At 65.6% G+C, this 613-nt stretch carries 1 protein-coding gene; it reads left to right on the forward strand.

The features are described 5' to 3' along the window. Nucleotides 1-613: hypothetical protein (locus tag R5W23_RS11320; protein ID WP_320686412.1), on the forward strand; the 613-nt coding region annotated here is incomplete at both ends.

The following is a 613-nucleotide window of genomic DNA, read 5'->3' on the forward strand; positions in this document are numbered from 1 at the left end:
AGCGCTGGCCCTCGGCAAGGCCGTGCTCGCTCGGGCCGACACTTCACGCGGGCGCTATCCGAACGGGTGCCGTGCGGGATATGAACTCACTGAGTTGAAGAAGCAGTCGCACCGCTTCTGGATCATGGCCGGGCGGTATGAGACCGAGACGACCCCGCAGTCGGGCGCCACCCAAGCCGACGGGCTGACCTGCCGGTGGGGCCTGGACGGCCACCTGCTCATCTCGCGCGGCTCCGTCAGCGTGGGACGCGGCTGCATTCGCTCGTTTATTATCGCGACCGGGGATTTCGACTGCCCCGGTAACGAGACCTACGCCATGCACGACTCGGTCATCGTCTGCGACGGTGACATGCGGATCGGCGGGTCTGTGGGCACAAGCGTGCTCATCGCCCGTGGGAGCATCAGCATCAAGGGCGAAACGCGGGCGAGCACACTGGTTGCGGGTGGTACCGTTACCGTTGGTAAACTGCCCCGACCGCCGCGGCCCGACGTACCTGAGGACCGGTACGACCGGGTCGAGATCGAGGAGAAGGCGCGGGCGCCGCTGGCGTTCATCACGTTCTTCGAGCTCTCGACCGTTGGGGTGGAGGTCAAAACCGTGAACAAGGTCGTT

This window comes from Gemmata algarum, assembly GCF_034097035.1.
In the GTDB taxonomy this organism is placed as follows: Bacteria; Planctomycetota; Planctomycetia; order Gemmatales; family Gemmataceae; genus Gemmata; species Gemmata algarum.